Source organism: Streptomyces sp. NPDC059142, from assembly GCF_042755665.1.
Classification (GTDB): domain Bacteria; phylum Actinomycetota; class Actinomycetes; order Streptomycetales; family Streptomycetaceae; genus Streptomyces.
This window is the reverse complement of sequence record NZ_JBHZDA010000052.1, coordinates 28,133-51,528: the sequence shown is the minus strand read 5'-3', so window position 1 is coordinate 51,528 and position 23,396 is coordinate 28,133. Positions and strand designations below refer to the sequence as shown.

The 23,396-nt window shown below is 72.8% G+C and carries 16 protein-coding genes and 1 pseudogene; 15 read left to right on the top strand and 2 right to left on the bottom strand.

The window, feature by feature from the left end:
- Nucleotides 1–165: 165 nt before the first annotated feature.
- Nucleotides 166–1,410 (bottom strand): extracellular solute-binding protein, encoded by a 1,245-nt coding sequence (locus tag ACFXPK_RS19780; RefSeq protein WP_385007263.1) that lies wholly within the window; start codon nt 1,408–1,410, stop codon nt 166–168.
- Between the two features lie 197 nt (nt 1,411–1,607).
- Nucleotides 1,608–2,657, bottom strand: a complete 1,050-nt coding sequence (locus ACFXPK_RS19775) for a LacI family DNA-binding transcriptional regulator (protein ID WP_385077098.1) — start codon at nt 2,655–2,657, stop codon at nt 1,608–1,610.
- 245 nt (nt 2,658–2,902) lie between these two features.
- Here ACFXPK_RS19775 and ACFXPK_RS19770 point away from each other — a divergent pair, with 245 nt between their 5' ends.
- From ACFXPK_RS19770 to ACFXPK_RS19700, 15 genes and pseudogenes are all read left to right on the top strand, one after another.
- Nucleotides 2,903–5,041, top strand: coding sequence for a glycogen debranching N-terminal domain-containing protein (locus ACFXPK_RS19770; protein ID WP_385077095.1), 2,139 nt, complete (start codon nt 2,903–2,905; stop codon nt 5,039–5,041).
- 244 nt (nt 5,042–5,285) lie between these two features.
- Complete coding sequence (locus tag ACFXPK_RS19765) at nt 5,286–5,690, top strand: cell division protein SepF (protein ID WP_384992419.1); 405 nt, start codon at nt 5,286–5,288, stop codon at nt 5,688–5,690.
- Between the two features lie 55 nt (nt 5,691–5,745).
- Nucleotides 5,746–6,948, top strand: coding sequence for an ATP-binding protein (locus ACFXPK_RS19760; protein WP_385077092.1), 1,203 nt, complete (start codon nt 5,746–5,748; stop codon nt 6,946–6,948).
- The gene (locus tag ACFXPK_RS19755; RefSeq protein WP_384992423.1) at nt 6,945–7,289 is read left to right on the top strand and encodes a nucleotide pyrophosphohydrolase; all 345 of its coding nucleotides are present in this window, start codon (nt 6,945–6,947) and stop codon (nt 7,287–7,289) included. Before ACFXPK_RS19760 ends, ACFXPK_RS19755 begins: the two co-directional genes overlap by 4 nt.
- Nucleotides 7,290–7,439: 150 nt before the next feature.
- Nucleotides 7,440–7,910, top strand: a pseudogene (locus ACFXPK_RS19750) (DUF6099 family protein); the annotation flags it as partial.
- Between the two features lie 357 nt (nt 7,911–8,267).
- Nucleotides 8,268–9,191 (top strand): LLM class F420-dependent oxidoreductase, encoded by a 924-nt coding sequence (locus ACFXPK_RS19745; protein ID WP_385077089.1) that lies wholly within the window; start codon nt 8,268–8,270, stop codon nt 9,189–9,191.
- A gap of 128 nt (nt 9,192–9,319) precedes the next feature.
- On the top strand, nt 9,320–10,222 hold the full coding sequence (gene mmuM / locus ACFXPK_RS19740) for a homocysteine S-methyltransferase (RefSeq protein WP_385077086.1): 903 nt from the start codon (nt 9,320–9,322) through the stop codon (nt 10,220–10,222).
- 55 nt (nt 10,223–10,277) lie between these two features.
- Nucleotides 10,278–11,885, top strand: a complete 1,608-nt coding sequence (locus tag ACFXPK_RS19735) for a 3' terminal RNA ribose 2'-O-methyltransferase Hen1 (RefSeq protein WP_385077083.1) — start codon at nt 10,278–10,280, stop codon at nt 11,883–11,885.
- Nucleotides 11,882–14,494 (top strand): polynucleotide kinase-phosphatase, encoded by a 2,613-nt coding sequence (locus tag ACFXPK_RS19730; RefSeq protein ID WP_385077080.1) that lies wholly within the window; start codon nt 11,882–11,884, stop codon nt 14,492–14,494. Before ACFXPK_RS19735 ends, ACFXPK_RS19730 begins: the two co-directional genes overlap by 4 nt.
- A gap of 330 nt (nt 14,495–14,824) precedes the next feature.
- A complete protein-coding gene (locus tag ACFXPK_RS19725; protein ID WP_384992433.1) occupies nt 14,825–15,556 on the top strand; it encodes a Crp/Fnr family transcriptional regulator in 732 nt (243 codons plus the stop codon).
- Between the two features lie 65 nt (nt 15,557–15,621).
- On the top strand, nt 15,622–16,440 hold the full coding sequence (locus ACFXPK_RS19720; RefSeq protein ID WP_385077078.1) for a hypothetical protein: 819 nt from the start codon (nt 15,622–15,624) through the stop codon (nt 16,438–16,440).
- Complete coding sequence (locus ACFXPK_RS19715) at nt 16,437–18,794, top strand: hypothetical protein (RefSeq protein WP_385077075.1); 2,358 nt, start codon at nt 16,437–16,439, stop codon at nt 18,792–18,794. Before ACFXPK_RS19720 ends, ACFXPK_RS19715 begins: the two co-directional genes overlap by 4 nt.
- Nucleotides 18,791–20,287 (top strand): hypothetical protein, encoded by a 1,497-nt coding sequence (locus ACFXPK_RS19710; RefSeq protein ID WP_385077072.1) that lies wholly within the window; start codon nt 18,791–18,793, stop codon nt 20,285–20,287. The genes ACFXPK_RS19715 and ACFXPK_RS19710 overlap by 4 nt, the downstream gene beginning before the upstream one ends.
- Nucleotides 20,284–20,790 carry a Pycsar system effector family protein gene (locus ACFXPK_RS19705; RefSeq protein WP_385077070.1) on the top strand — a complete coding sequence of 169 codons (507 nt, stop codon included), beginning with the start codon at nt 20,284–20,286 and terminating at the stop codon, nt 20,788–20,790. The genes ACFXPK_RS19710 and ACFXPK_RS19705 overlap by 4 nt, the downstream gene beginning before the upstream one ends.
- Before the next feature lie 12 nt (nt 20,791–20,802).
- Nucleotides 20,803–23,301 (top strand): VWA domain-containing protein, encoded by a 2,499-nt coding sequence (locus ACFXPK_RS19700; RefSeq protein ID WP_385077067.1) that lies wholly within the window; start codon nt 20,803–20,805, stop codon nt 23,299–23,301.
- Nucleotides 23,302–23,396: the final 95 nt, after the last annotated feature.

Below are 23,396 nucleotides of genomic sequence, written 5' to 3'. Positions count from 1 at the left end.
CCCCGCCCCGCCCCCCCCGCCGCGCGGGGCGCGCGGGCCGCCCGCCCCGCCGGGCCGCCCCGCGCCGCGGGGGGGGGGGGTTGGCCCCCCCCGCCCCCCCGGTGGTTCCGGGTGCGCGGCCGGCGCGCACCGTTCGGCGTGGCGTGGTACGGAGGGGCATGGTGCTCAGTTGCCCTTCGCGATCGCCTGTTCGCCGTTGCGCTGGAGGTCGGCGAGGATCTTCTTCGGGTCCGCGGTGCGCAGCGACTGGAGGTCGGTGTTGAACTGGCTGAGCACCTTGTCGAAGCCGGCGATGGTCACCGGGCCCTGCGCGTAGGCGCTGCCGTCCACCCACGCCTTGGCCTGGGGCTCCTCGGCCGCGTACGTCTTCAGCGCGCTGGTGCGCGAGGGCATGACGCCGAACGCGTCGGCGAAGGCGAGCTGCTGGTCGGCGGAGGTGAGGTACTTCACCAGGTCGACCCCGGCGGCGCGGTGCGCGCTGTCGGCGGCGACGCCCCAGCAGTTGCTGAAGGCGAGGGTGCCCTCACCGGCCGGGCCCGCGGGGAGCGGGGCGACGGCGTACTTCACGTCCGGGTAGTCGTTCTTCATCCCGCCTTCGAGCCAGTTGCCCTCGATGGTCATGGCCGCCTTGCCCTTGCCCAGGGCCTCGCCGCCCCAGCTCGTGTCGACCTGCTTGGCGAACTTCATGGAGCCCGACTTCAGCAGGGACTGCACGTAGGCGAGTCCTTCGGCGTTCTGCGCGGTGTCCGCCGTCATCCTGGTCTGGCCCGGGTCGGTGATCCAGCCGCCCGACTGCTTCATGAAGGCACCGAGGCGCTGGAACTCGTCGCTGGTGACCAGTCCGGTGACACCGCCGCCGGTGAGCTTGTCCGCGACCTTCTTCAGGTCCGCCCAGCTCTTCGGGTAGTCCTTCTCCGTCAGCCCGGCCTTCTTCCACAGGTCGGTGTTGATGGCGAGCCCGAGGGTGGAGGTGTCCTTGGGCAGGCAGACGAGCTTCCCGTCGTACGAGAAGGACGTGCGGAGCTGCTCCGAGAAGTCGTCCGCGTCGGATATCCGGTCCCCGTACGCGTAGAGCGAGCCGCCCTTGGCGTAGTTCGCGAACTGGTCGGAGTTGACGTAGAAGACGTCCGGCGGCTTGTGCCCGGCGAACGACTGGGCGAGCTGCTGGTTCATGTCCTTGGCGACCTGGACGTCGACCGTGTTGCCGGACTGCTTCGCGTACGCCGCGGCGGCCTTCTTGACGGCCTGCGTCTCGGCGTCCCCGGACGTGGCGATCAGTACGGTCAGATTCTGCTTGGCGGTGGTGGCCTGGGCCGGCTCCTTCTCCTTGTCGAAGCTGGACGAGCAGGCGGTGACGGTCAGCAGCGCCGCGCAGGTGGCGAGGGCGGCGACGGCCGTGCGGGTGACCATGGATTCCTCCAGAAAAGGATGAAATATGCGGTACGCGTCCGGACGTGGACCCGGACGCCCGGTGGGGGCGGGCGTACCGGAGGCGCGTACGGGCGTGTCGAGCTGTGTTCGGGCGTGCTTCAGGCGTGTTCGGACGTGTACGGAAAAGGCCCGGGGCGGTGGCGGGGCGGATCCGCCCCGGGGGTTCGGGGCCGGGCTCAGCCGCCCGGCGGGGGCGTGCTGTCCCGGATGACCAGCGACGGTTCGAGCAGGACGCGCTCGGGCGGCGAGTCCGGGGCCGCCACCCTGGCCAGCAGCAGCCGGACGCACTCGCGCCCGACGGCCTCCAGGGGCTGGGCGATCGTGGAGAGTCCGGGGGAGAGGAGCGCGGCGGTCGGCGAGTCGTCGAAGCCGACGACGGCCACGTCCCGGCCGGGTACGGCGTCACGTTCGCGCAGCGCCCGGTAGCAGCCGAGCGCGAGCATGTCGCTGGCGGCGATCACCGCGGTCGCGCCCGCGTCGAGCAGCGGGCCCACCGCGGTGTGCGCCGAGTCCAGGTCGTCGACGCTCTGCGCCCGCCGGCCGCGTACGGGCAGCCGGTGCCTGCGCATCGCGCGGTGCCACCCCTCGGCGCGGTCGTCACCGACGCCCGAGCCGCGCGGCCAGCCGAGGAACGCGATCTTCCGGTGGCCCAGGGCCACCAGATGCTCGACCGCGGCGTCGGTGCCCGACGCGCCGTCGACATCCGCCCAGTCGCCGATCTGACGGCCCGACCACATCCGGCCGAACCCGACGAACGGCACGCCGCGCTTGGCCAGCCACGCCTGACGGGGGTCGCCCCGGTCGGTGCCGCTCAGCACGAAACCGTCGACGCTGTGCAGGTCGAGCAGTTCCTCGTGGCCGTCGAGCCCGGGGCTGCCGGGCGGTGAGGCGAACAGCAGGATCCGGTAGCCGGCCTCGTCCGCGGCCTGCGACAGGGCGTGCAGGAAGCGGTCCATGACCGGCGCGGTGATACCGGGGGCGGTGGGGCGGATCCCGTACCCGATGAGCTTGCTGGAGCGGGTGCGCAGCGTCTGCGCGGCGCGGTGCGGGCGGTAGCCCATCGCGTCGACGGTGGCGCGGACCCGTTTCAGCGTCTCCGGCTTGAGCAGCCCCGGCGCGTTGAGGGCGTTCGAGACGGTCTGCGGGGAGACCCCGGCCCGCCGCGCCACCATGGCCAGGGTCACGGGACCCGGCTTGGACGAAGGGGGCTGGGTGGAGCGGGGCATGGCTGTCTCCGGAACCGTTCTCACGCGTCGGCGGGTGAATCTGGCGGGTCGGTCCATGGATCTGTGAATCCGTGGACCGGTGGATCTGTCGGTCTGGCGGGTGGATCTTCTGGTGACTCTACGAGTTTATTGGAGCGTTCCAATGCCATTGTCAACGAGCTGAGGTCGTCGTTAGGGTTCTTGGAACGCTCCAATGACTGAGAGGTTCTGCTCTGTTGTCCACCACTGTCAAGACCCACGACACTATGAACTCCGTCGCAGAGGCCATCCCGGCGGCCGAGGGACTTCAGCCGTTCCTGCACGACGCCTGCGTCACGCTGTACGCGCCGAGCTTCGCGATATCCCACGCGGACGGGCAGTTCCACAGCGGTGCCGACGGCTTCTACCACGGCGACAGCAGAGCCCTCGCCCGGCTGACCGTCGAGGCCGACGGCATCGGGATCGCGCCGGTACGCGGCGCCCTCGACGGAGCGGACCGCGCCTCCTTCCGCGCGGTGCTGCGCGGCCTGGGCGAGGAGACCGCGGACCCCGCCGTCACCCTCCGCCGGAGCCGCCGCCTCACCCCCGGCCGCCTGGAGGAGACCCTCGAACTCGCCAACGCGGGGCGGCAGCACGTCCGCGTCACCCTCGTCGTCACGGCCACCACCGACCTCGCCCTCATGGAGCGCGTCAAGCAGGGCGACCCCCAGCCCCTCCTCGCCCCCACGGTCACGGACGCCGGGTTCGACTGGACCAGGGACACCTTCTCCGTACGGCTGACCAGCACCCCGGAGCCCGCCGCCGCCGACGCGGCGACCGGACGGCTGAGTTACGACGTGGAGCTCGCCCCCGGCACCGGGTGGACCGCCGTACTGCGCTGCGACGCGGCCCACGAGGACGGCGACCAGTTCCCGGCGCCGACGGCGGACGGCGTGCCCTGGCGCACACCGGTGCTCCGCAGCGCCGACCGCCGCTTCGACCAGTGGATCGACCAGTCGGCGGCGGACCTCGACCGGCTGCGGCTCAGCGACCCGGTCCCGCGCGACGAGGCCGCGGGCGCCGGGCGGCTCACCGCCCTCGACCGCCCCACCGACCAGTTCCTGGCCGCGGGAGCCCCCTGGTTCCTCACGCTGTTCGGCCGCGACTCCCTGTGGGCCGCCCGGATGCTGCTCCCGCTGGGCACCGGACTCGCCGCGGGAACGCTCCGTACGCTCGCCCGCCGCCAGGGCGTGCGCACCGACCCGGAGACCGAGGAGCAGCCCGGCAAGATCCTGCACGAAGTGCGCCGCGCCGCCCAGTCGTTCCACGACACCTTCGCCCTGCCGCCCAGCTACTACGGCACCGTCGACGCCACCCCGCTCTGGATCACCCTGCTGCACGACTCCTGGCGCTGGGGGCTCGCCCCGGAGGAGGTCGAGGAGCTGCTGCCGCACGCCGAGGCCGCCCTCGGCTGGATCGGCGACCAGAGCGAGGCCGGCGGCGACGGCTTCCTGAAGTACGTCGACAGCACCGGCCGTGGCCTGGCCAACCAGGGGTGGAAGGACTCCGGCGACGCGATCCGGCACCGCGACGGACGCCTCGCCACCTCGCCGATCGCGCTCTGCGAGGTGCAGGCGTACGCGTACGAGGCGGCCCGCGGCGGCGCCGCCCTGCTGCGCGCCTTCGGCCGGCCGGGCGCCGACCGCTGGGAGGAGTGGGCGGAGCGGCTGCGCGACCGCTTCCGCAGCCGCTTCTGGGTGGAGGACGAGCGAGGCGCGTACCCCGCCGTCGCGCTCGACCGGGACGGCCGCCCGGTCGACTCCGTCACCTCCGGCTTCGGCCATCTGCTCGGCACGGGGCTGCTCGACCACGAGGAGAGCGCGCTGCTCGCGGCCCGTATCAGCGCGCCCGACCTGGACTCCGGGCACGGGCTGCGCACGCTGAGCAGCGACTCCGTGGGGTACAACCCGTACGGCTACCACATCGGTTCGATCTGGCCGCACGACACCGCCATCGCGGTCCACGGGCTGGTCAGGGCCGGTTTCCCGGACGCCGCCGCGCCGCTCGCGGCCGGGCTGCTGACCGCGTCGGCGGGGTTCGAGGCACGGCTGCCCGAGCTGTTCGCCGGGCACGGCGCGGCGACCGACCGGGTGCCCTCGCCGTATCCGGCGTCCTGCCGTCCGCAGGCGTGGGCGGCGGCCTCGTCCGTGCTCGTCCTCCAGTCCGCGCTGGGGCTCTCCGCCGACGTCCCGGGCGGCACCCTCACCGTCGCGCCCACCTTCACGGAGGCGTACCGGCCTCTGAAGGCCGAGGGGTTCGACGTCGCGGGCGGCCGGCTCGACATCGCGGTCGACGCGGACGGTACGGCGCACATCGAGGCGCCCGCCGGACTGGAGATCAGGAGGGAGCGTCCGTCCTCCCGTTGAGACGAGGGCGCGAGCGATGTGAGGATGGGGCCCCGGAGGGTACGGGGACGGGGGCCCATCCCTCCGGCCATCGCGGCTCGGCTCCGGCCATGGCCGCGGACCTGTCCGACGGCCGCGCCGGGTCGGCCGCGACCGGGGAGTCGATCGTCACACAGACGTGGACAGCCGTGTCGTTGATGGGCCGAACGGGTGATACACGGGAGGATGACCTGATGCAGACAGAGCGTGCGGGCAGGGTGGTCCGGTGAGCAGGTACGGCCGTTACGACGGGTATGACGCCACCGACGAACAGTGGGAGGGCCTGGCCCAGGTCGTCCCGTTGCGGGGCCGCAACGAGTGGCCGTCGCGGGTGGACCACACGACCGTCCCCCGGGAACCCGTCGAGGAGCACCGGCGCTTCATCGTGCTGCGGGTCCAGGTCTTCGCGGACGCGCGGGAGGTGGCCGACCATCTCATCGCCCGGATCCCGGTGCTGCTGGACCTGACCGGCGCCGAGACCGATGTGGCCAAGCGCATCCTCGACTTCAGCAGCGGTGTGGTCTTCGGCCTGGGCAGCGGGATGCACCGGGTCGACAGGAACGTCTTCCTGCTGGCCCCGATCGGCACGGAGGTCGAGGGGATCGCGGCGGACACCATCCCCCGATCGTAGGAAGGTCCCGCAGGCGGAACGGTTCGCCGTCCCGGCCGCCGCGTACGGTCCGGCCATGGAAGCCATCCGCCCCGCCCGCGCCGCCCGTTCCACCGGTTCCGCCGGTGCTCTCCGGCCGGGGGGTGCGGCCGCCCTGCCCCGCCCCGTGGTCACCGAACTCCGGCTCTCCGCCTACACCTCGCACCGCGGGGCGGCCTTCCCGCTCGGCCCCGTGACGCTCTTCACCGGCGCGAGCGGCAGCGGCAAGTCGACCGCGCTGGCGGCGTACGAGTCGCTGGCCCGGCTCGGCGCGGGCGCCACGCTCGGGGAGGTCTTCCCCGACCCGGTGGCCTGTGTGCCCGAGCGGGCCGCGGCCGACGCGCAGGGCAGACGCGGCTTCCGGATCGGCTGCACCGTCGACGGCCCGGCCGGCCCCGTACGGCTCGACCTCGCCGTCCAGGCCGAACCCGAACTCCGTGTCGTCGGCGAGCGGCTGACCGGCGGCGGACGGACCCTGCTGGCCACGGCGCTGCGCGATCCGGGGCGGCCCGCCGTGCAGGCGGCCTGGCACACGGCGGGCGCGGTGCCGGTGACCCGCGCCCCGCTCCCCGACGACCGGCTGGGCACGGCGCTGCTGCCGCTGCGCGTCGCGGGGCGCACGGAGGGGCAGTTGCAGGTCCTGGCCGCCGCCGAGCAGACCGTTCTCGCGCTGCGGTCCGTCGTCGCCTGCGACCCGCAGCCGCAGCTCATGCGGGCGCCGGTGCCCCGCGGGCAGGGGCGGCTGCGCCGGGGGTGCGGAAATCTGGCGGCGGTCCTCGACCGTGTCCTGGAGCACCGACAGGACCCGTGCGTCGAACGGCTGGCCGCCGCGGCGCGGGCGGGGTGCGCAGGCCCGGTGACGGAGCTGGCCGTCGAACGGCTCGCGGACGGTACGGTACGGGCGCTGCTGGCCAGGGACGCCTCGGGCGCCCGCCCCGCCACCCCCGTGGACCGGCTCGGCGAGGGCGAACTGCGGTATCTGGCGCTGGCGCTCGTCCTGCTGGCGGGCCCCGGCGGACCGGCGGCGGACCGGGCGGGCGGGCCGGACCCGGCGTGGCGCTTCCTCACCGTCCTCGCCGACGGGTTCGACCGGAGCCTGGACCGGCGGCAGACCGGCGCACTGCTCTCGCTCGCGGCGGCGGTCTGCGCGGAGGGCGGGACACGGCTGATGGGGGCGGTCTCGGACGCGGCGCCCGCGCGCGGGGCGGCCGGGGTGACGGTGGTAGACCTTGACCCGTGACCGAACTCGATGTGGCGGAACTGCAACGGAGGCTGGCCGCGTTCGCGGCGGCGCGGGACTGGGAGCGGTACCACACCCCCAAGAACCTGGCGGCGGCGCTGAGCGTCGAGGCATCGGAGCTGCTGGAGATCTTCCAGTGGCTGACGCCGGAGGAGTCGGCGCGGGTGATGACCGATCCGGAGACGGCCCACCGCGTGCGGGACGAGGTCGCGGATGTCCTCGCGTATCTCCTCCAGTTCTGCGGAGTGCTGGGCGTCGACCCGCTCGCGGCGCTCGCCGCGAAGGTGGAGCGGAATGAGCTCCGCTTCCCGGCCAAGAGGGCCCTCGATCATGATGATTGAGGGTGATTGTCACTCTCCGGAGTGGCCGAGTTATGCACAACGAGCCTGCTGTCCACAGATTTCCGCAATGCTCTAGCTTTTCTGCTCGAATGCGCTCACTCTGGGTAGTGGAGTTCATGGGCAGGATTCTCGTGGGAATGGGGACTGCGGATGGATGCGGAACGGCTCATCGGCGTGAGCCGGCATGCCCTGGCGGCGAGCGCGGAGGAAATGGACGTCATCGCGGAGGCGTGGCAGGCACAGACCCTCGCCCGCGCGATCGGCCATCAGTTGGTGTTGAGGGGCCCGAAGGAACTGCGAGGCGAGGCGCGGGATCTGCGCGATCTGCGGGAGCTGTACGGGGAGGGAGGGGGCGGCTGTGTCCCGCCGGAGATACCGGGGCTCGGCGCCGGAGCGATACGGGCGCTTCAGCTCTCGGGGGTACGGGATGTACGGGCGGCGCTGACCGGACTCGGCGTCCTGCTGGGCGAGGTGGGCATCGCGCTGGTCGCGGTGGCGTGTGCGACGGAGGAGGAGGCTCTGTACTGGCAGTGCATCGAAGCGATCGACGCGGCGGACGAGTCGAACGACCGGGTGGGTGGGATGCTGCGGCGGCTCCTCACGCAGGAGCGTGAGGAGGAACGGGTGAGGGAGCAGGAGCGGAACCGGGAGGAGGAGCGGGTCTGGCCGAGCGAGTGGCGGCGCGAGCGCGGGTGGGACGGGACGCCGGCCGGAGGACGTGACCGGGGACGCGCCGGGGATCACCTCCCGGACCGGATTCCGGACCGAGTTCCGGACCGAGTTCCGGACCGGATTCCGGATCGCGTCCCGGACTGCGTGCCGGACCGCGTCGGGGACCGGGGTGTGGACCACGGAGGGGATCACGGACGGGAGCGGAGCAGAGGGCGCGGCCGGGAGGAGGCGGCCGACTCGCCGGTGGGACCCCTCTGACGGGGGACACCGGAGAGGGCACCGGGCACGAAGGTGCAGGATGGAGCCATGGATCTGCGCATCTTCACCGAGCCCCAGCAAGGGGCGAGCTACGACACACTGCTGACCGTGGCCAAGGCCACCGAGGATCTGGGTTTCGACGCCTTCTTCCGGTCCGACCACTATCTGCGGATGGGTTCCGTGGACGGTCTGCCCGGACCGACGGACGCCTGGATCACCCTGGCCGGGCTGGCCCGGGAGACCAAGCGGATCCGGCTGGGCACCTTGATGACGGCCGGTACGTTCCGCCTCCCGGGCGTCCTGGCCATCCAGGTCGCCCAGGTCGACCAGATGTCCGGCGGCCGGGTCGAACTGGGCCTGGGAGCGGGCTGGTTCGAGGAGGAGCACAAGGCGTACGGGATCCCCTTCCCCAAGGAGAAGTTCGCCCGGCTGGAGGAGCAGCTCGCCGTCGTGACGGGGCTGTGGGCCACCGAGGTCGGCGAGACCTTCTCGTACGACGGCACGTACTACCAGCTCACCGACTCACCCGCGCTGCCCAAGCCCGCGCAGCGCAAGGTGCCGGTGCTGATCGGCGGGCACGGGGCGACGCGTACGCCCCGGCTCACCGCTCAGTACGCCGACGAGTTCAACATCCCCTTCGCCTCCGTCGAGGACACCGAGCGGCAGTTCGGCCGGGTGCGGGCGGCGGCCGAGAAGGAGGGGCGCGCCGCGGACGATCTCGTGTACTCGAACGCGCTGGTCGTCTGTGTGGGCAAGGACGACGCCGAGGTGGCCCGTCGGGCCGCCGCGCTCGGACGCGAGGTGGAGGAGCTGAAGGCGAACGGGCTGGCGGGCTCGCCCGCCGAGGTGGTCGACAAGATCGGCCGGTACGCCGCGGTCGGGTCCTCGCGGATCTATCTCCAGATGATGGATCTGGACGATCTCGACCACCTGGAACTGATCTCCTCGCAGGTCCAGTCGCAGTTGAGCTGACCCACCCGTACACCCGGCCCCCCCGGCCGGCGCGGTCGGCCGGGGCATGGTGGGGCGCGGCCGGCCCGGTGCGTCCGGCCCGCCCGACCTCGCCGAGCGTCCGCCGTCCCCGAAGTTCCGGAGCCGCCGTGAAGCCCGCCCGTACCCTCGCCGCCGCCCTCGCCGAGGGGACCGTCGTCCTCGACGGAGGTCTCTCCAACCAGCTCAGGGCGCAGGGCTGCGACCTGTCCGACGAACTGTGGTCCGCGCGGCTCCTCGTCGACAGCCCCGAACAGATCGAGGCCGCCCACGCCGCGTATGTGCGCGCGGGCGCGCAGGTGCTCATCACCTCCAGCTATCAGGCGACGTACGAGGGGTTCGCGCGGCGCGGCGTGGGGAGGGACGAGGCGAGCGCGCTGCTGGCCCGCAGCGTGGAGCTGGCGCGCCACGCGGCCGAGGTGGAGCCGCGCGAGGTATGGGTGGCCGCCTCGGTCGGCCCGTACGGGGCGATGCTCGCGGACGGCGGCGAGTACCGGGGACGGTACGGGCTCTCGGTGGCGGAGCTGGAGCGCTTCCACCGGCCGAGGATCGAGACCCTCGCGGCGGCCGGCCCCGATGTGCTGGCGCTGGAGACGGTGCCGGACACCGACGAGGCGCGGGCGCTGCTGCGCGCCGTCGAAGGGTGCGGGGTGCCGGTGTGGCTCTCGTACTCCATCGCGGGGGAGTACACCCGGGCCGGTCAGCCGCTCGCCGACGCCTTCGCCCTGGCGGCGGGGAACGCGTCGGTGATCGCGGTGGGCGTCAACTGCTGCGAGCCGGGGGACACCGACCGCGCCGTGGAGATCGCCGCCGAGGTGACGGGGAAGCCCGTCGTGGTCTATCCGAACAGCGGCGAGGAGTGGGACGCCGTCGCGCGGGGCTGGCGCGGACAACCGGCGTTCGACCCGTCCCGGGTGCGCTCCTGGCAGTCGGCGGGCGCCCGGCTGGTGGGCGGCTGCTGCCGGGTCGGCCCGGCGGAGATCGCCGCGCTCGCCGGCCACACCGGACACTGACGGCCGCGCGGAAAACCCCTCGTGGTGGCGGGCCCGCCGGGCAATACTCGATCAGGTGTTCCTGACGATCAGTACCACCGGTACCCCGGAACGCCCCGCGACCGACCTCGGGTTTCTGCTGCACAAGCATCCCGACCGGGCGCAGGCGTTCTCCACGGCGCATGGCACCGCCCATGTGCTCTATCCCGAGGCGTCCGCCGAGCGCTGCACGGCGGCCCTGCTGCTGGAGATCGATCCGGTGGCCCTGGTGCGACGCGGCAAGGGGAAGGGCCGGGGCGGCGCCCCCGACGCGGCGCTCGCGCAGTATGTCAACGACCGTCCGTACGCGGCCTCCTCGCTGCTCGCGGTGGCGCTGGCCACGGTGTTCAAGAGCGCGTTGCGCGGTGTCTGCGCCGCGCGTCCGGAGCGGGCCGCGAGCCCGCTGCCCCTGCGCGTCGAGATCCCCGCGGTCCCCGCGCGCGGCGGCGCCGAGCTGGTCGGCCGGCTCTTCGGACCGCTGGGCTGGGCCTCGGTGGAGGCGCGGCCGGTGGCGCTGGACGAGCGGTTCCCGCAGTGGGGCAACTCCCGCTACGTACAGCTCGTCCTGGAGGGCGAACTGCGGCTCGCCGACGCGCTGCGCCACCTCTACGTACTGCTGCCGGTGCTCGACGGCGCCAAGCACTACTGGGTCGCGCCCGACGAGGTCGACAAGCTGCTGCGGGCGGGCGACGGCTGGCTGGCCGACCACCCCGAGCGGAAGCTGATCACCACCCGTTATCTGGCCCGCCGCCGGGGGCTGACCCAGGAGGCCATGAACCGGCTCGAACTGGTCAGGCTCGCGGAGACCGACGACATCGAGGTCGAGGCGCTCGACAACGCGATCGGGACGGAGGCGCCCACCGAGGCGCCCGCCGAAGCGCCTGCCGGGGCCTCCGAGATCTCCGAGACCTCCGGGACCTCTGGGACTTCCGTGGGGACGGGGCACGGCGACGGGATCGCGGCCACACCCTCGCTCGCCGAATCGCGGCGCGCCGCGATCCTGGCCGCCCTCCGCGAGGCGGGCGCGGGCACCGTCCTCGACCTGGGATGCGGCCAGGGGCAGCTTGTCCAGGCGCTGCTGAAGGACGCGCGGTTCACCCGCGTCGTCGGTGTGGACGTGTCCGTACGGGCGCTGACCGTCGCCGCACGCCGGCTCAAGCTGGACCGCCTGGGAGAGCGCCAGGCGGAGCGTGTCTCACTCGTCCAGGGTGCTCTCACGTACACGGACAAGCGGCTCGCGGGATATGACGCGGCCGTACTGAGCGAGGTCGTCGAGCATGTGGACCCGCCACGCCTGCCCGCGCTGGAGTACGCGGTGTTCGCCGCCGCCCGGCCGCGCACGGTCGTCGTCACCACACCGAACGTCGAGTACAACGTGCGCTGGGAGACGCTTCCCGCCGGGCATGTGCGCCACAGCGACCACCGCTTCGAGTGGACCAGGGCGGAGTTCCGCTCCTGGGCCGAGAAGGTGGGACGACGCCATGGTTACGGGGTGAGCTATGTGGCCGTCGGGGACGACGACCCGGAGGTGGGGCCGCCCACACAGATGGCCGTCTTCGCCGCCGGCGCGACCAGCGGGACACACGAGGCACAGGGGACGCGGGACATGCACGAGACGTACGAGAAGGAGGGGAGGACCGGATGACCGGCGAGAACAACAGGTCCGTCGAGCAGGGGAACCACCGGAACGGGAACGGCGCCGGGGCCACCCCCTCCGACCGCGTCCGCGGGCCCCGTCTTCTGCCCGTGCCCGACCTCTCCCTCGTCGTGCTGATCGGCGCCACCGGATCCGGCAAGTCCACCTTCGCCCGCGACCGGTTCAAGCCGACCGAGATCGTTTCCTCGGACGTCTGCCGCGGTCTGGTCGCCGACGACGAGAACGACCAGAGCGCGAGCGGCGACGCCTTCGACGTACTCCACTACATCGTCGGCAAGCGCCTCGCGGCCGGCCGGCTCACCGTGGTCGACGCCACGAACGTGCAGGCCGACAGCCGCCGCCGACTCGTACGGCTCGCCCGCGAACACGATGTGCCACCCGTCGCGATCGTGCTCGACCTGCCGGAAGAGGTGTGCGCCGCGCGCAACGCGGCCCGCCCCGAGCGTGTGGGGGTACCCCGCCGGGTGATCAGGCGTCACCGAGGCGAGCTGCGCCGTTCGCTGCGCGGACTGGAGCGGGAGGGCTTCCGCACGGTGCACGTCCTGCGCGGCGAACGCGAGGTGGCGGGCGCCGAGGTCGTCCTCGAACGCCGGAACAGCGACCTCCGTCACCTCACCGGCCCCTTCGACATCATCGGTGACATCCACGGCTGCCGTTCCGAGCTGGAGACCCTGCTCTCCGCGCTCGGTTACGCCGACGGTGTCCACCCGGACGGACGTACGGCCGTCTTCGTCGGCGACCTCGTCGACCGGGGCCCCGACAGCCCCGGGGTGCTGCGCCGGGTGATGGACATGGTCGGGGCGGGCAGCGCGCTGTGTGTCTCCGGCAACCACGAGAACAAGCTCGGACGCCGGCTCCGGGGTGGAAAGGTCCAGCTCACACATGGACTCGCGGAGACCGTCGAGCAGTTGGGGAAGGAGGACGACGCGTTCCTCGCGCGCGTCGGGGAGTTCATCGACGGGCTCGTCAGCCACTACGTACTGGACGGCGGCACGCTGGTGGTCTGCCATGCCGGGCTGCCCGAGAAGTACCACGGCCGCGCCTCGGGCCGGGTCCGCGCGCACGCCCTCTACGGCGACACCACAGGAGAGACCGACGCGTTCGGCCTGCCCGTGCGCTACCCGTGGGCCGAGGAGTACCGGGGCCGGGCCGCTGTGGTCTACGGCCACACCCCCGTACCGAACACCTCATGGCTCAACAACACCCTCTGCCTGGACACCGGGGCGGTCTTCGGCGGCAGGCTGACCGCGCTGCGCTGGCCCGAGGGCGAGCTGGTCGACGTACCGGCCGAGCGGGTCTGGTACGAACCGGCCAAGCCGCTCACCACCGAGGCACCCGGTGGCCGGGAGGGCCGGCCGCTGGACCTCGCCGACGTACAGGGCCGGCGGACTGTGGAGACCCGCCACATGGCGCGCCTCGCCGTACGGGAGGAGAACGCGGCGGCGGCCCTGGAGGTCATGAGCCGCTTCGCGGTCGACCCGCGGCTGCTCGCCTATCTGCCGCCCACCATGGCGCCGACCGCCACGTCCGCCGAGGAGGGTTTCCTGGAACACCCGGCCGAGGCGTTCGCGCAGTACGCGGCGGACGGTGTCGCCCGGGTCGTGTGCGAGGAGAAGCACATGGGCTCCCGGGCGGTCGTCCTGCTCTGCGAGGACGCGGCGGTGGCCGAGGCGCGGTTCGGGGCGCGCGGCGCCACGGGCGCGCTGCACACCCGGACCGGACGGCCGTTCTTCGACGACCCGGCGGTCACCGAGGAGATCCTCGGCCGGCTGCGGACCGCCGTGACCGCCGCAGGTCTCTGGCGAGAACTGGACACGGACTGGCTTCTCCTGGACGCCGAGCTGATGCCCTGGTCCCTGAAGGCGACCGGTCTGCTGCGTACCCAGTACGCGGCGGTGGGGGCCGCGGCGGGCGCGGCGTTCCCCGCGGTCACCGGCGCCCTCGAAGCCGCCGTGGCCCGGGGCGTGCCGGCGGGCGGGCTGCTGGCGGCCCAGCGTGAACGGGCCGCCGACGCCGCCGCGTTCACCGAGGCGTACCGGCGGTACTGCTGGACCACGGACGGTCTGGACGGGGTGCGTCTGGCGCCGTTCCAGCTGCTGGCCGGGCGGGGCCGCAACCTCGCCGGGGTGCCGCACGACCGGCAGTTGGCCTGGCTGGACCGGCTGGTCGAGCACGACCCGGCCGGGCTCCTCCGAACCACCCGGCGGCTGCTGGTCGAGACGGGCGACCCGGACTCGGTGCGCGCCGGTGTCGACTGGTGGCTGGAGATGACGGAGCGCGGCGGCGAAGGCATGGTCGTCAAGCCCCTCCAGGCGCTGGTCAAGGACGCCAAGGGGCGGCTGCTCCAGCCTGGGATCAAGGTCCGGGGCCGTGAGTACCTGCGGATCATCTACGGTCCCGAGTACACCCGGCCGGAGAATCTGGCGCGGCTGCGCGGCCGGTTCCTCGGCCACAAGCGCTCGCTGGCGCTCAGGGAGTACGCCCTCGGTCTCGAAGCCCTGGACCGGCTGGCCGACGGCGAACCGCTGTGGCGGATCCACGAAGCGGTCTTCGCGGTACTGGCCCTGGAGTCGGAACCGGTGGACCCAAGGCTCTGACCTGCGGTCGCGCGGGTTTTCCACAGAGAGGGGGAGGCGCTGTCAGTGCCTCCCCCTACGGTGTTTCCCAAGAGCGGGGACGAACGCTTCTATCACGTTCGCCGCCGTCCTGAAATCGATCCTGTCATTCCGGCGGTAACGGGAGGTTTTGAGGAGCATCATGGTCGAGTTGACGGGGCTGTGACGAGGTCCTAACGTTTCGTCCCCGTCAGTTGACCGACAGTCAAAAACTTTACTGTCAGGGCGACTTGGCGCATAACGACCGCACTGCGTGGCGGCTGTTACCGGTGTGACGGCTGTCCGGAACACGCAATTCTCACGGGGGTGAGTATGAGTCTTTTCGAACGTAATCGTTCCTTCCTTGATGCCCTCACCCCCCAGGACCGTGCCGCGCTGCTGGCACTCGGCTCACGCCGCGTCTACGCCCCGGGCGAGGTGATGCTCAGGGAGCGGGACACGACCACCTTCGTCCTGGCGCTGCGCTCGGGCTGGTCCGTCGTCTCCGTCGACACCGACCGGGGCGCCCGGCTCATCCTCGCGCTGCGCGGCGCGGGCGAAGTGGTGGGTGATCTGGCCGCGTTCGACCAGGGGCCGCGCAGCGCGACCGTCACCGCGCTCGGCCGGGTGGACGCCACGGTCGTCTCCGGCGAGCGGTTCCGCAGCTTCCTCGCCGCGCGCCCGCACGCCACCTCACTGATCATGCGCCAGCTCAGCGCCCGGCTGCGCAGCTCCGACGTCGAACGCCGCTCGCTGGCCTCCGGCTCGGTCCTGCAACGTCTCGCCGCCCGGCTGGTGGAGCTGACGGAACGGGTCGGACGCACCGGCGGCGACGGCACCGTGGTCGAACTGCCGCTGCCCCAGCACGACCTGGCGGCGGCCATCGGCGCCACCAGGGAAGCCGTCGCCAAGGCGCTGCGCCTGCTGCGGGAGCAGGACGTCGTACGGACGGGCAACCGGCGGCTCATGGTCACGGACATACAGGTGCTGCGTCTGCTCGCCGACGGGCGGCAGGCGCAGCGGACTCGTGGGGAACGGCCGGAGAAAACTCCTCCGGCTGTGTAAACGGCTACACCGCCCGCCGCGTTTCGCGGCCAGGCTTGATCTGTCACCACAGCACAGGGGGAACAGTGAGCAGTGTGGGAGCGGTCAGCAGACTGGTGGTCTTCGGCGATGTCAGTGGCTCGGGCACGCTGGGGATGGAAGCCAAGAAGCGGATGCGGAACGCCCTGTACGGCGCGTTCGACGAGGCGTTCGCCGCCGTGGACATCGATCCGCGCGGCCGACACCAGGAGGACCGCGGGGACGGCATCCTCACCGCGCTCGACCCGGGCACACCGTCGTCCCTGATGGTCGGGGGCTGGCTCGAAGCGCTGTACCAGTACCTGCGCGAGCACAACGAGGGAAGCGCCCAGCGGCTTCGGCTGCGGATCGGGATGAACGCGGGCCCCGTCTTCGACGACGGCAGGGGGCTGGTGGGCCGGGCGGTGGACCTCGCCTGCCGGCTCTGCGACAGCCCGACGGCCAAGCGGACCATGGCGGACGCCGCCGGGTTCGATCTGCTGCTGGTCGTCTCCGACTGGCTGTACGTGAACGTGGTGGCGGAAGGCGGGCGCCAGGTGGAGCCCGAGCACTATGTCAGGACACGGGTCCGGTTCAAGGAGACGGACGAGACCGCGTGGTTACACATCCCGCGGTTACCCGCGTCCGCGCTCTCCGGCCTGACGGGACCGCCCGACGAGGGCGCCCCTCCGGACGGCGGGGGCGCGGCGCGGCACCAGACCGGCGGTGGGCCGACACCGGGGGACGGCCCACCGCCTCCTTCCACAGGGAGGGTCATCACCGCCCAGGGTGACCTCCAGTACTTCGAGAACAACGTGATCCATGGATTCACCGGCATCCGCAAGAGCCAGGGCACCGCCGCTCCCGAGCCGGGTGAGCCCGCATGAGCGACCAGGACGAGGCGCCGGACGCACCGGATCCCCAGGACGAGTCCGAGGACCGGTCGCCCGAGAGGAACGCGGCGGACAAGCGGTCCGACAAGAAGGCCGACAAGCCCGAGAAGGGCGCCGACCGGCGCACGCAGGGCGAAGGCCCCGAACCCCCCGAACCCAACCCCTTCGACCAGGCGGGCCGCAACCCGCTCGGCGGCTCCGGCGGTACGGGCGGCTCCGGTACGGCGCACGCGGCGCTCCAGACCTTCGCGGCAGGCAAGACGGGACGCGCCATCGGCTTCGGCGCCGACGGCCAGTACTACGAAGGCAACACCTTCATCGGCCAGCTCGGCATCGGCGGCGGACACGCCATGGTCCAGGGGCCCGTCCCGCCCGAGGAGCTGACCCGCCTCATCGGTGTGTACTGCGAGGCCCCCGACTACGCGGAGATGGAGAAGCGGCTGCGCAAGCACGGACTGCTGGTGCTCTGCGGGGAGCACCACAGCGGCCGTACGGCGACGGCGCTCTCCCTGCTCGCGGGCGTGGCGGGGGACAAGGTCACCCGGCTCGATCCGGGCGTCAAGGTCCACGAGATCGAGGAGATCCAGCCGGGGTACGGCCATCTCCTGGCGATCGAGTCCGAGGACACCGGATGGCAGGAGACCGAGCAGGTCAACGGCCGCACCAGGACCCGCGTCCGGCGGGCCGGTCTCACCGAACTGCACCTCGACGGCCTGCGGAGCAGACTCGTCAAGGCGGGCGCCTTCGGCGTGCTGGTCGTGGAGAACGGCGAACTGGCCGACCGGCTGCTGCGCGGCCGGTACGGAGTGGTCTGCGCCTCGCCGCACTCGGAGAAGGTCCTCCTCCAACACCTGCGGGTCCTCCTGGCGGACGCGGACGAAGGTGCCCTGGACGAGGCCCTGGCGCTCGCCGCGGGCCAGGACGTCACCGACGCGCTCGGCCTGGACGAGCTGAGGCCCGGCGAGGCGGCCCGGCTCGCCGACCATCTCGCCCGGCGTCAGCAGGCGGAACTGACGCACCGTCAACTTTTGTCCGACTGTTCGACCTTCGTCGACGCGCAGGCACGGACCTGGTTCGCGGGCGCGGACCGGCCCGGCACCCTGCCCGAGGCCCTGCCCACACTGAGCGCCGCCGCCTTCCGTATCGCCGTCGCCGTCTTCAACGGCTCCCCGTACAGCCTCACCGCGGAGGCCGGCGAACAGCTCGCCTGGGAGCTGGCGGTCACGCTCGACCCCGGCACCCCCACCGGCCGCCGGCTCTTCGGCACCCACGCCGAGGTCAGGCCGGTCGCCGCCAGATCCGTCCTCCAGGACGGCGAGCTGGACCTCGGCGACGCCCAGGTGCCGGTACGGGTCGTCCGCTTCCAGGGCCAGGCGTTGGCGACCGCCGTACTGCGGGAGGTCTGGCACGGCTACCACAACGCGCGCGGCCCCCTCGTCCGCTGGCTGCGGACCCTGTGCGACGACCCCCGGCCCGTCCTGTGGGTACGGGCGTCCATCGCCACCGGGGTGCTGTGCTCCTGGGACCTGCCCTATGTCTCCGGCGAGCTGGTCGTCCCCATGGCCTCCTCCGACAGTCCCGTCCAGCGGATGTCGGCGGCGACCGCCCTGGCGGAGGCGGCGCGTGAGCCCTCCGTACAGCCCGCCGTCGCCGCGCTGCTCAAGGACTGGGCGAAGAGTGGCCACGAGGAGCTGCTGACCACCGCGGTCCTGGCGCACGGCTACGGGATGGCGGCCGGATCCGTCACCGCGTCGCTCGACGCCCTGGCCAAGGTGGCCGTCCGCGCGCACGACGACACCGACTCCGCCCACGACACGGACATCCTGTCCGACGCGTCGTTCAGCGTCACCCGGCTGCTGGCCGGACCGGAGCCGGAGACCGTCGTCCGCCGCCTCGACGCCTGGCTGCGCGACACCCGGCGGGGCCCCGCCACCCTCGCCCTGCTGACCGTGATCCGCGCGCTGCGCACCCGTACCACCTTCCTGTGGGGCCTCCAGGACATGCCCGCACTCGAAGCGCACGCCAAACGGATGCTGCTCTCCGCCCTGCTGGAGACCCGTCCCGAACTGGCCGGACGGCTGGCCTCCCTGGTGCGGCGCACACTCGCCACCCCGCGCGCCGGCGCCGCGACCCAGGACGCCCTCGCCCTCCTGCTGCGCCAGGCCGCCGCGGACACCCACCAGTTGGAACTCGTCCGCCGCTTCCTGGTCCGGCTGGCCGAGGAGCGCAGGGACCGCGACCGGCTGCGCCATCTGCTGGCGCGGCTGGTCAAGGACCCGGACGAACCGTTGGACAAGACCGCCGCCCGCACGATGTGGGACGCGGTGGGAGAGGGGGCCGAAGCATGAGCCCGTCACCGTACGAAGAGCGATCCGCCGAGGGGAACCGTGACCGCCGTGGCGAACAGCAGTACGCGCAGTGGCTGCACGAGGAGGCGCCCCGGCGCGCCGGTGAACGACCGGCCGGCCAACAGCGCCCCGCAGTCCGGCGCGAAGGGGAGCGACGGTACGGGGAGCAGCGGTACGCCGAGCGCCGCCCCGACCAGGCGGTACCGGAAGGGCGGGGCCCGGGGATGACGGAGCAGCCGGTGACCGAGGACGAGGTGGACCAGTACCGGGACATCCCCGCCGGCCCGCTGGTACGTGAGCGCAAGCCGCCCTACCGGCGCGAGAGCGGCCAGATCGCCGCCGTACTGCTGTACCAGAACGGCGGGCACAGCGTGGTGTGGCCCGACCGCCGCGACGACTTCGACAAACCCAGACTCAGGGCCCCGTACACCGTGTTCGAGGTGCTCCTCGGGCGGAACGTGACCTCGTTCGAGCTGGCCCTGCCCGCCGCGGGCGACGCCCAGTTCTTCGACGCCAGGGCCGAGGTGCACTGGGAGGTCGAGGAGCCGCACACCGTCGTCATGAAGCGCGTCTGGGACGTACGCGAACTGCTCCACGGCGAACTCCTCCTCGCGCTGCGCCAGCTCTCCCGCCGCTTCCGGCTCACGGACGCCCAGCGCGCCGACGAGGCCGTCCAGGAGGAGCTGGCCAAGGGCCGTATCGACCTGGGCCGCGATCTCGGACTGCGGCTGCGCATCCACGTGTTCATCGATCTCAGCGACGTCGTCCGCCAGCGCAAGAGCGAACGCGACGACATCGACTTCGACATGACCAGGGACGAGGCGCAGGCCGAGGCGGACCGCCGCAAGGAGGCGATGGAACGCAGGCTCGTCAGGGAGCGCGCCGCCGAACTCGAAGCGGTGCTCCGCCGCGGCCAGGAGGCCGAGATCATCCACCTCATGGCGCGCAACCCCGCCAAGGAGTGGGAGATCCGCGAGGCCATCAGGGAGCAGAAGCGCGAGGGACAGACCGACCTCATCAACCTCTTCAACCGGCTGCTCGACACCGGACACCTCGAACGCCATGACATCGGCGACCAGATGTTCGAAACGCTGCGGCTGCTCCGGGAGAGCGGAGGCGCGGTGATCGGCGGCGTCGCCGACCAGGTGCTGCTCGGACAGCGGCCGAGGCGCGAGCTGGAGGAGGGCCCCGCCCGCCGTCGGCGCGAGGAGCCCCACGGAGCCGGCCGGGCGGACGACGGGGACGGCTTCCCCGAGGACCGGCGCGGCGGCCACCGCGACGACCGGGAGAACGGCTACGGGGACGACCGCGGCGAACCGGACCGGCCCCCGTGGGACGACGAACCGCGGGTCTACCGGCCGACCAGGGTCGAATCGTCCGCGGAACGCGACCGCGACGCGCGCCGCGAGCGCGCCGACCGGGGCGACGAGCACGGCAGCGCGCGGCGCGGCTCCAGGCCCAGCGCCGACTTCGACGACTGGGGGGACGAATGAGCAGCGGAGTCCCGGCCTTAGGGCCGGACGGAGCCGAGAGCGCCGACGTCAGATATCTGGCCGAGCGGCTGGTCGTCTCGGTCCGCGAGGACATCGGCAGGGCCGACACGAAGGCCGCGATCCTGCTCTCCGGGGCCATCGCCTTCTGCGCGGTCGCCTTCACCAAGGACGGACTGCACCAGCCCCTCGCCCCGGTACGGATCTCCCTGCTCTCCGCCGGCGGGATCCTCTGCGTGGCCGGACTGCTCATGCTCATAGCGGTCGTCCTGCCCCGCACCCGGATAGGGGCGGAGAACACCTTCCTGCGCGACCTCCTCGCCGGGACCCCGTCCGACGAACTGCTGGTCCGGCTGAACACGACAGGCGAGGACGTCGTGGGCTGGCTGCTGAGCCAGGCCACCGTGCACGCCGCCGTCCTGGCCGCCAAGTACCGCTGGCTGCGCATGGGGGGCTGCTCCCTGATGCTCGGCGCGGTGCTGGTCCTACTGAGTGAGCTGTGGTGAGAGACGATGCACATGAGAGACACAACCAGCGCGGCCCGTCCGGCCGCGGCGAGACGACTGGCCGGCGTCCTGCTCGCCCTGGGAGGACTGATCGCCGTCACCGGCGCGGCCCCGGGCCAGGCCGCCGGTGCGCCCGGCCGGACGGCCGCGGTGACCGAAGGGGCCGACCCCATCGACTTCGCCGTGGTCGTCGACCAGTCGGACAGCCTCTCCGAGGAGGACCTGAACCGCGAGGTGGAGGCCGCCGCGCTGATCGCCCAAGGTGAGATCTCGGACCGCTCACGCGCCACCGTCATCGGCTTCGGCAGCTCCGAGAAGAGCGGCCAGACCCCGGTGGACGAGGTGTGCCCGCCGACCGTCGTCAACTCCTCGGGACGCTCGTACCTGAACGGCTGCGTCAAGGAACTCTCCCGCCGCGACGCCCGGATGGGCCCGGGCACCGACTTCCCGGCCGCCCTGCGCCAGGCGCTCACCCGGCTCACCGAGAAGGGCGCGCCCGACGCGCCGAAGGTGATCTTCCTGCTCACCGACGGCAAGCTCGACGTCCGCGACAGCCCGGAGTACGGAGCCGACGCGGCCGGCCGGCAGGCCGACGCCGCCCGCCAGCTCACCGAACAGCTCGCCCGCGCCCGCGAGGAGTCCGTACAGATCTGGCCGCTCGGCTTCGGCGACGCCATCGACCGGGACGCGCTCAGGAAGATGGCGGAGGGCGGCTTCCGCAACGGCTGCGCCGAACTGCCCTCGGCCACCCCGCGGCCGAGGGTCGTCGACAGCGCCGCCGGGATCGACAAGGCGCTCCAGGAGACCTTCGCCGCAGCCCGCTGCGCCCAGGTCGTCCAGGGCACGGAGGGCAAGCCGCCCACCGATCTGTACGTGACCATCCCCAAGATCGCCACGGACGGTTCGATCACGGTCAGCAAACACGATCCGAAGGTGAGCGCGACCTACTACGACCCGCGCGGCCGGAAGGTCGTCACCGACGGGTCGTTCGACGGCTCGACCTTCGAGGTCACCGGCCAGAGCGGGCCGGTGGAGGCGCTGCGGGTGAAGAATCCGCGCCCCGGACGCTGGCGGGTCCATCTGGAGGCGCCGGAGGGACACCGGGAGCGTGTCGTCGCCGTACGCGCCATCTGGCAGGGGCAGTTGCGCTCCTCCGTCATCCTCGACCCCGCGTCCCCCCGCCCCGGGGAGAAGACCTCCGTCGAGGTACGGATGCAGACCCGGCGCGGCGTCGTCCTCGACGACCCGGGCGAGCTGAAGGGCATCACGGTCTCGGCCCGGCTCACGGGCAGCGGCTTCGAACCGGTGTCCGTGCCGCTCGCGGACGACGGCAGGGCGCCCGACGCGCACGCGGGGGACGTCCGGTTCACCGGGACGCTGACCGTACCGTCCACCGCCGACGGTGACCTCGCGCTGACCGCCGAGATGGCGGCGCCCGGGGTCACGGGCGACCACCGGCCGTTCAACGCGCGCATCACCTCGGAGCCGCCGCCGGTCACCGCGTCGCTGACCGTCGAGCGGGACACCGTGCACCCGGGCGGGAGCGTCGAAGGCGTCCTGAAGGTGGACAACAAGGCCGAGGAGACGCGTACGGTACGGCTCGCCCTCGCCGACCTGCCGCCGGGCAAGGAGCTGACGATCAGCCCCGCCGAGGTGGAGATCGCCGCGGGCACCGCCAAGAGCGTCCCCTTCCGGGTCAGGATCGGCTCCGGTACGGCCCCCGGTGAGATCGGCGCCCGGATCACGGCCGCCGACACCGCCGACGGCGGCCGCGTCCTCGACAACACGTTCCTGGAGGTCGACGTCGACCCCGTGCCCACCTGGTGGGACCGGCTGTGGTGGGCCGTCGCCCTGGCGGGCGGCGTGCTGCTGGCCCTCGCCGTGTTCCTGGGGGTGCGGTACGCGGCGCGGCGGCGGCGCCGCGATCTCGTCGGCGTGAAGCTGGAGTTGCGCGGCGAGGGGGTACGCCCCGACGAACTGACCGTACGGACGGGACAGAGCCCCGGCGGCGTGTTCCCCTTCGTGATCGACCGGGCCCGGGGCGCGGCACCCTCGCTCCAGCGCGGCGGACCGGGCGCGGCGGCCTCCTACCGGCTGCGGCGCACCGCGGCCGGGGAGTTCCTGCTCAAGCCACCGGAGGGCCGTGAGCGCGCCCTGCGGCCGGAGGAGCCCACCACGCTGGGCGACGGACTGGAGCTGGTGGTCCACGACCGGCGCGCGGCCACCGGCCGGGGACGCGGCGACCGTGACCGGACCCGGGGCGGCAGGGGATCCCGCACCGGTGGCAGGGACAGGGACAGGGACAGGGACAGGGACCGCACCGGGTTCCGGGGCGGGTTCCGGGGCAGGAACCGCGACCGCGACCGGGGCGGGGACCGCGACAGCAGCCGCGTCAGGCCGCCCCGTACGCCCGCCGGGGGAGAGAACGCGCCGCCCGGTGACGGCGGTGGCGCGCCGTCCGGTGAGGGGGAGCGGCGGGCGGGCGCGAGCCGGTTCGACCCGAATTTCTGAGTTCTGAGTTCTGAGTGACGACGGGCCGTCGTCGCGTCGCGCCGACCGCCCAAACGGCGACGACATAAATATCAAACAACCCCAGCAGCTGGAGG

What these genes read in the sequence shown, in the direction of transcription:
- ACFXPK_RS19730 (WP_385077080.1), top strand. Translation starts at nt 11,882, where the DNA reads ATGACCGGCGAGAACAACAGGTCCGTCGAGCAGGGGAACCACCGGAAC.
- ACFXPK_RS19770 (WP_385077095.1), top strand. Translation starts at nt 2,903, where the DNA reads ATGAACTCCGTCGCAGAGGCCATCCCGGCGGCCGAGGGACTTCAGCCG.
- ACFXPK_RS19725 (WP_384992433.1), top strand. Translation starts at nt 14,825, where the DNA reads ATGAGTCTTTTCGAACGTAATCGTTCCTTCCTTGATGCCCTCACCCCC.
- ACFXPK_RS19775 (WP_385077098.1), bottom strand. Translation starts at nt 2,657, where the DNA reads ATGCCCCGCTCCACCCAGCCCCCTTCGTCCAAGCCGGGTCCCGTGACC.
- ACFXPK_RS19745 (WP_385077089.1), top strand. Translation starts at nt 8,268, where the DNA reads ATGGATCTGCGCATCTTCACCGAGCCCCAGCAAGGGGCGAGCTACGAC.
- ACFXPK_RS19760 (WP_385077092.1), top strand. Translation starts at nt 5,746, where the DNA reads ATGGAAGCCATCCGCCCCGCCCGCGCCGCCCGTTCCACCGGTTCCGCC.
- ACFXPK_RS19715 (WP_385077075.1), top strand. Translation starts at nt 16,437, where the DNA reads ATGAGCGACCAGGACGAGGCGCCGGACGCACCGGATCCCCAGGACGAG.
- ACFXPK_RS19710 (WP_385077072.1), top strand. Translation starts at nt 18,791, where the DNA reads ATGAGCCCGTCACCGTACGAAGAGCGATCCGCCGAGGGGAACCGTGAC.
- ACFXPK_RS19705 (WP_385077070.1), top strand. Translation starts at nt 20,284, where the DNA reads ATGAGCAGCGGAGTCCCGGCCTTAGGGCCGGACGGAGCCGAGAGCGCC.
- ACFXPK_RS19780 (WP_385007263.1), bottom strand. Translation starts at nt 1,410, where the DNA reads ATGGTCACCCGCACGGCCGTCGCCGCCCTCGCCACCTGCGCGGCGCTG.
- ACFXPK_RS19700 (WP_385077067.1), top strand. Translation starts at nt 20,803, where the DNA reads ATGAGAGACACAACCAGCGCGGCCCGTCCGGCCGCGGCGAGACGACTG.